The sequence below is a fragment of the Piscinibacter sp. genome (genome assembly GCF_050175855.1).
GTDB lineage: Bacteria > Pseudomonadota > Gammaproteobacteria > Burkholderiales > Burkholderiaceae_C > Piscinibacter.
Genome location: NZ_JBFXIO010000330.1, coordinates 1 through 5,888, shown reverse-complemented (window position 1 = coordinate 5,888; position 5,888 = coordinate 1). Strand labels below are relative to the sequence as shown.

The 5,888-nt window shown below is 71.2% G+C and carries 8 protein-coding genes; 3 read left to right on the top strand and 5 right to left on the bottom strand.

The window, feature by feature from the left end; all coding sequences use genetic code 11:
- The 5 genes from AB7U92_RS20485 to mltG form a co-directional block, all read right to left on the bottom strand.
- Nucleotides 1–475: TatD family hydrolase (locus tag AB7U92_RS20485; protein WP_428581319.1), on the bottom strand; the 475-nt coding region annotated here is incomplete at its 3' end.
- A gap of 51 nt (nt 476–526) precedes the next feature.
- Nucleotides 527–922, bottom strand: a complete 396-nt coding sequence (locus tag AB7U92_RS20480) for a PilZ domain-containing protein (RefSeq protein WP_428581316.1) — start codon at nt 920–922, stop codon at nt 527–529.
- A complete protein-coding gene (gene holB, locus AB7U92_RS20475; RefSeq protein WP_428581313.1) occupies nt 919–1,977 on the bottom strand; it encodes a DNA polymerase III subunit delta' in 1,059 nt (352 codons plus the stop codon). The genes AB7U92_RS20480 and holB overlap by 4 nt, the downstream gene beginning before the upstream one ends.
- Complete coding sequence (gene tmk / locus AB7U92_RS20470; RefSeq protein WP_428581310.1) at nt 1,971–2,582, bottom strand: dTMP kinase; 612 nt, start codon at nt 2,580–2,582, stop codon at nt 1,971–1,973. Before tmk ends, holB begins: the two co-directional genes overlap by 7 nt.
- Nucleotides 2,583–2,599: 17 nt before the next feature.
- Nucleotides 2,600–3,592, bottom strand: coding sequence for an endolytic transglycosylase MltG (gene mltG, locus AB7U92_RS20465; protein WP_428581307.1), 993 nt, complete (start codon nt 3,590–3,592; stop codon nt 2,600–2,602).
- A gap of 48 nt (nt 3,593–3,640) precedes the next feature.
- Between mltG and AB7U92_RS20460 the strand changes: the two genes are divergently transcribed.
- The 3 genes from AB7U92_RS20460 to AB7U92_RS20450 all read left to right on the top strand — a co-directional run bounded on the left by AB7U92_RS20460 (nt 3,641) and on the right by AB7U92_RS20450 (nt 5,887).
- Nucleotides 3,641–4,564, top strand: coding sequence for a YgfZ/GcvT domain-containing protein (locus tag AB7U92_RS20460; protein WP_428581304.1), 924 nt, complete (start codon nt 3,641–3,643; stop codon nt 4,562–4,564).
- Nucleotides 4,565–4,631: 67 nt separating this feature from the next.
- On the top strand, nt 4,632–4,937 hold the full coding sequence (locus AB7U92_RS20455; protein WP_428581301.1) for a DUF4936 family protein: 306 nt from the start codon (nt 4,632–4,634) through the stop codon (nt 4,935–4,937).
- Nucleotides 4,925–5,887 carry an NRDE family protein gene (locus AB7U92_RS20450; protein WP_428581298.1) on the top strand — a complete coding sequence of 321 codons (963 nt, stop codon included), beginning with the start codon at nt 4,925–4,927 and terminating at the stop codon, nt 5,885–5,887. The genes AB7U92_RS20455 and AB7U92_RS20450 overlap by 13 nt, the downstream gene beginning before the upstream one ends.
- Nucleotide 5,888 lies beyond the last annotated feature (1 nt).

Here is a 5,888-nt window from a genome sequence, read left to right as displayed (position 1 = left end):
TGAAGCACTGGAAGACGCCGCCGACGCGGTCACCCCCCTCCTCCCGCAGGATGCGCAGCGTGTCTGCCGATGCGCTGCGGGTATGGATGACCAGCGGCAACCCGGCGGCTCGCGCGGCCTGGATGTGAACCCGGAAGCGATCACGCTGCCAGGCCATCTCGTCCAGGCTGCGGTCACCGAGACGGTAGTAGTCGAGCCCGGTCTCGCCGATGGCCACGACGCGTGGCCGGCCGGCCAGCGCCACCAGATCGTCGACAGCGGGCTCTCGCACGCCTTCGTTGTCCGGGTGTACGCCGGCGCTGCACCAGAAGTTGTCGAAGCGCCGGGCCAGGGCGTGCACCGTCTCGAACTCCTCCAGCGTGGTGCAGATGCACAGCGCCTTGTCGACCCGTGCCGCAGCCATGTCGGCACGGATGGCGTCGATGCGCCCGGCGAGTTCAGGAAAGCTGAGATGGCAGTGCGAGTCGACGAACATGGCGGAAACGACGAAGCGGCCGGGGTGCCCGGCCGCGGCGAGGCGTTGGCCTCAGATGGTCTGGGTCGGCTTGGCCGAGGAAATCGAGGTGCCGAGGATCTCTTCGATCTTCAGCTTGAGCAGGCGCGTCTTCTCGTCGGTCGGGAAGCGGACCCCGACGCCCTGCGTGCGCCCGCCCGAGGCATTGGCCGGCGTGATCCAGCCGACCTTGCCGGCGACCGGATAGCGCTGTGGGTCGTCGGGCAGAGAGAGCAGCAGGTAGATGTCCTCGCCGAGCCGGTACTCGCGCGTGGTCGGTACGAACAGCCCGCCATCGGAGAAGACCGGCATGTAGGCGGCGTAGAGCGCGCCCTTCTCGCGGAACACCAACTGGATGACGCTTGGGCGGTTGGCGGCCGCGGAGGCGGGTGTGGCCGGTAGCGTGCTGCGTGCGGTGCCGTCGCTCATGCGGCCGAGTGTACAGAAACACCGCGCGGGACGGGCCCCGCCGGAGCCCCGGTGGCCAGCGCATGGCGAGCCCGCGTGACCAGCGTCTCGATCATGAGCCCGGCGTTCAGAGGGTGCTCGGCCTGACGAGCGGCGCGCGCCAGATCGCGCGACCAGGCCGCGAGGCGGGCCGCATCGGGCTGGCGCGGAACGGATCCGGGCGGGAAATAGCGTGCCGGCGCCCCCACGCTCACGCAGGCCACGTCATGACAGAGCTTGTGCAGCGCATCGACGGCGCGGGCGACCGTCCAGCCCTGCAGCGCCGCTGCATCGCCGCGCTGAACGGCCTCGGGCAAGCGCAGCCAGAGCTTCGCGTCCAGCCCCTCCCTCACCCATTCCAGCGCATCCAGCGGTTGCCCGCCCGAGGCCGCCAGCACCACCTCGGCCTGTGCCACCCCCTGCCCGGCCAGCCAGGCGGCTGCCTCGGCCGCCGGGGGAAGTCGCAGCGACATGGCCTGGCACCGGCTGCGGATGGTGGGCAGCAAGGCTTCCGGCGCCGCGCAGCTCAGGATGAAGCGCGCCGTGCCGGCCGGTTCCTCGAGTGTCTTGAGCAGTGCGTTGGCGGAGATGCCGTTCATGCGCTCGGCTGGATGCAGCACCACGACCTTGCCGGCATCCCGCGCCGGAGTGGTCTGCGCGAACGCGACCGCGGCGCGCACGGCCTCGACCTTGATCTCCTTGCTCGGCTGCTTCTTCGAGCTTCCCTCGGACGCTTCGCCGTCGGTCTCGGACAGCTGCCAGCCGAGCGAGGCCTGCAGGGCTTCGGGCACCAGCACCATCAAGTCGGGATGCGAGCGGGCCTGCACCATGCGGCACGACGCGCAGGTGCCGCAGGGTCGCCGGGCACCCTGCCCGCCCTCGCACAGCCAGGCCTGCGCCAGCGTCAACGACAGCTGCCATTGGCCGATGCCCTGCGCGCCGTGGATCAGCACGGCATGGCCGCGCTGAGTGCGCAGTGCATCGGCCAGCCACGGCGCCAGCCAGGGCAAGGGCAGCGCGCCGTCCGGGCCTACCATCCGCGCCGCTCCAGCTCGGCCGTGATCTGCGCGCTGACCGTGGCCCTGTCGAGCGAGGAATCGATGCGGGCGAAGCGCTGCGGCGTGGCTGCCATGCGAGCGGCGTAACCGGCACGCACGCGCTCGAAGAAGGCTAGGTCCTCGCTCTCGAAGCGGTCGGCGGCGCGGGCCTGGGCGCGGCGCTGGGCGGCCATCTCGGCGGGCAGGTCCAGCCACAGCGTCAGCGCGGGCTGCAGGTTGCCGTGCACCCATTGCTCCAGCTGCGCCAGGATCGAACCATCGAAGCCGCGGCCGCCGCCCTGGTAGGCGAAGGTGGCATCGGTGAATCGGTCGCACACCACCGTGGCGCCGCGCGCCAAGGCCGGGGCGATGACGCGCTGGACATGGTCGCGCCGCGCCGCGAACACGAGCAGCGCCTCGGTGAGCGCATCCATCGGGCGGTGCAGCACCAACTCACGCAATTGCTCGGCCAGATCGGTGCCGCCGGGTTCGCGCGTGCAGACCACCTCGGCGCCGCGCTGGCGCAGCCGCTCCGCCAATGCGTCGATGTGCGTGGACTTGCCGGCGCCGTCGATGCCCTCGAAGGTGATGAATCGGCCGCTCACGGCGTGGGGTTCGGGCCCTAGCGGCCGCGCTGGTACTTGTTGACCGCGCGATTATGCTCGGCGAGCGTTTCGCTGAACGCGCTGGTGCCGTCGCCGCGGGCGACGAAGTACAGCGCCTTGCTCGGCTCGGGGCGGACGGCTGCGCGCAGCGAGGCCGAGCCCGGCATCGCGATCGGCGTGGGCGGAAGGCCCGGCCGCGTGTAGGTGTTGAACGGCGTGTCGGCCTGCAGGTCGCGCTTGCGCAGGTTGCCGTCGAAGGCCTCGCCCAGCCCGTAGATCACCGTCGGGTCGGTCTGCAGCGGCATGCCGATGCGCAGCCGGTTGACGAACACCGCCGCGATGCGCGCGCGCTCGGCTGCGGCGCCGGTCTCCTTCTCGATGATCGAGGCCAGGATCAGCGCCTCGTCGGGCGTGCGCAGCGGCAGGTCGGGCGCGCGGGCGGCCCAGGCCTCGTCGATGCGCTGCTTCATCGCCCGGTGCGCGCGCTTGAGCACGGCCAGATCAGCACTGCCCTTGCTGTAGGCGTAGGTGTCGGGATAGAAGCGGCCCTCCGGTGCCAGCCCTGGGCTGCCGATGGCTTCCATCAGCTGCGCGTCGGTCATGCCGGCGGTGGTCGGCTTGAGTGCTTCGGCCTTGGCCAGTTCCGCGCGGAACTGCCGGAAGGTCCAGCCCTCGATCAGGCGCACGGTGGCCAGCGTCTCGTCTCCGCGCACCATCTTCTCGAGCAGCGTGCGCGGCGTGGTTCCGGCGCCGATCTCGTAGCTGCCGGCGCGGATGCGCTTGGCGTCGCCCGACCAGCGGAACCACTGGTACAGCGCCCACGGCGGTGCCTGTACGCCGGCCTTGACCCAACCCTGGGCGATGTCGCGCGGCAGCTCGCCCTGCTCGATGGACAACTCCACCGTCTCGTCGCTGAGTGCGAGCGGCTGGTTGAGCCACCAGGCCGCGCCCCCCGCGGCGGCTGCGCCGACAAGGAGCACGAGCAGCACGAGGCGCCACAGCCACTTCATCGAGACCCCGATGCGATCAGACTCATGGCGGCTGATGATAATCGGCGCATGCCGACCGACCTCGCAACCAACGGTGTCGTGCGCCTGGCGCACTGGGGCGTGATTCGCGCCCGCGGTGCGGACGCCGCGCGCTTCCTCCATGGCCAGCTCACCAGCGACATACTGAACCTAGGCGCCGACCGTGCCGTTCCTGCGGGCTTCTGCTCGGCCAAGGGGCGACTCCAGGCGAGCTTCATCGCCTGGCGTGGCGCGGAGGACGAGATCCTGCTGGCCTGTGCCGCCGACCTGCTGGCGCCGACGCTCAAGCGCCTGTCGATGTTCGTGCTGCGTGCGCAGTGCAAGCTCGACGATGCGTCGGCCGATATCCCGCTGCATGGGCTCGCGGGCGAGGCCGCGGCATCGCGGCTGGCCGGGGCCAGCGTCTGGAGCCGGCGCGAGACGGCCGAGGGCGTCGTCATTCGTCTGCCGGACGCCGCAGGTGTGGCACGCGCGATGCTGGTGGGCGCGGCACCTTCCGCCCTGCCCGCCCTCGATCCGGACCGCTGGCGCTGGCTGGAAGTCGGCAGCGGCGTGCCGCTCATTCAAGCCGCCACGGTGGAGCAGTTCGTACCGCAGATGGTCAACCTCGAGCTGATCGGTGGCGTCGATTTCCGGAAGGGCTGCTACCCCGGCCAGGAGGTGGTGGCGCGCAGCCAGTACCGCGGCACGCTCAAGCGGCGCATGTTCCTGTTCGACGTGGACGCCGCGGCGCAGGCCGGGCACGAGGTCTTCCACAGTGCCGATCCCGGCCAGCCGGCCGGCCTCGTGGCCAATGCGGCGCCCGCCCCCGCCGGCGGATCGAGCCTGCTCGCGGAAGTGAAGCTCGCGGCGCTCGATGGCGGCAGTCTGCACCTGGGCTCGGCCGACGGGCCGATTCTGGTGAGGCGGGAGCTTCCCTACGCGGTGCCACTCGAGCAGCCCTCGGCCGCCTGAGCGCCGCGAGGCAGACCGCACGGGCGGATTTCACGGCGCTGCGCGACCCCCGACTGCCGGAGCGCCGATGCGCGAACTGTTCATCTACTATCGATCGCACGAGGTCCACGCCGCCGCCGTGCAGGCGCGGGTCCACGAGTTTCAGGCTGCGCTGCGTCGGGCCCATCCCGGTCTGGTCGCACGCCTGCTGCGCCGGCCCGAGACGAAGAACGGACTGCTGACCTGGATGGAAACCTACGCGATCGAACCCATGGCCACCTCCTCCGAGCTCGACGACGACCTGCAGCGGCAGATCGAATCGCACGCGCGGGTTCTGCAGGGCCTGATCGAGGGCGATCGTCACACCGAGGTGTTCGTGACATGTGCCTGCTGACGCTGGCCCTCGACGAGAGCCGGCGCTTCCCGCTGGTGGTGGCGGCCAACCGCGACGAGTACTTCTCGCGCGCGGCGGCGCGCCTGGCCTGGTGGACGCCGGAGCCCGGCGGGCTGCCCATCCTCGGCGGGCGTGATCTGGACGCCGGCGGCACCTGGCTGGGCCTGAGCGCCGAAGGGCGGCTCGGCCTGCTGACCAATGTGCGCGACCCGTCGCACATCGACCCCACCGCGCCCTCGCGCGGCCGCATCGTGCCGGAGTGGCTCGCGGCGCGCGAGCGGGTCGACCAGTTCTGGATGCGCACGGCGCTGGCCGGCTACAACGGCTTCAACCTCATCGCAGCCGACTTCGCGCAGGGCGAGTGCTACTGGGCCAGCAACGACGGCTCGCATCCGAAGCGCCTCGAGCGCGGTGTCTACGGTCTGTCGAACGCCGGACTGGACACCCCCTGGCCCAAGGTCACGACCCTGAAGGCTCGCGCCCGCGATGCCATCGCCCAGGCCGGATCCGTCGACGATCTCGCCAACCGCCTCTTCGAAGCCCTGGCCGACCGCCGCCTGCCGGCCGACGAAGAACTGCCCGACACCGGCGTCGGCCTCGACAAGGAGCGCATGCTGGCGCCAGCCTTCATCCGTTCGCCCGACCTGCAGTACGGCACGCGCTGCTCGACGTTGGTGATCACCGAAAGAGCCGGTCGCCACAACGTCACCCACGTGCTCGAGAGGACCTTCTCGGCCCACGGCGGTATGGCGCTGCTGCGCCGCGCCACGCTGAATCACTGGCCGCCGCGCTACAGCGCCGGCGACGCGGTGCAGGCGATGGAAGGCGGCGCCGTCTCCGAGTCGGAAATCGAGGGCGTGTCTGCCGCCGTTCCGCCCAAGCGCACCCGCGTGCGCAGCCTGCTCAGGCCCGAACCGAAGCGGCGCCGCGCTTCGCTGGCCGCGGGTTGAC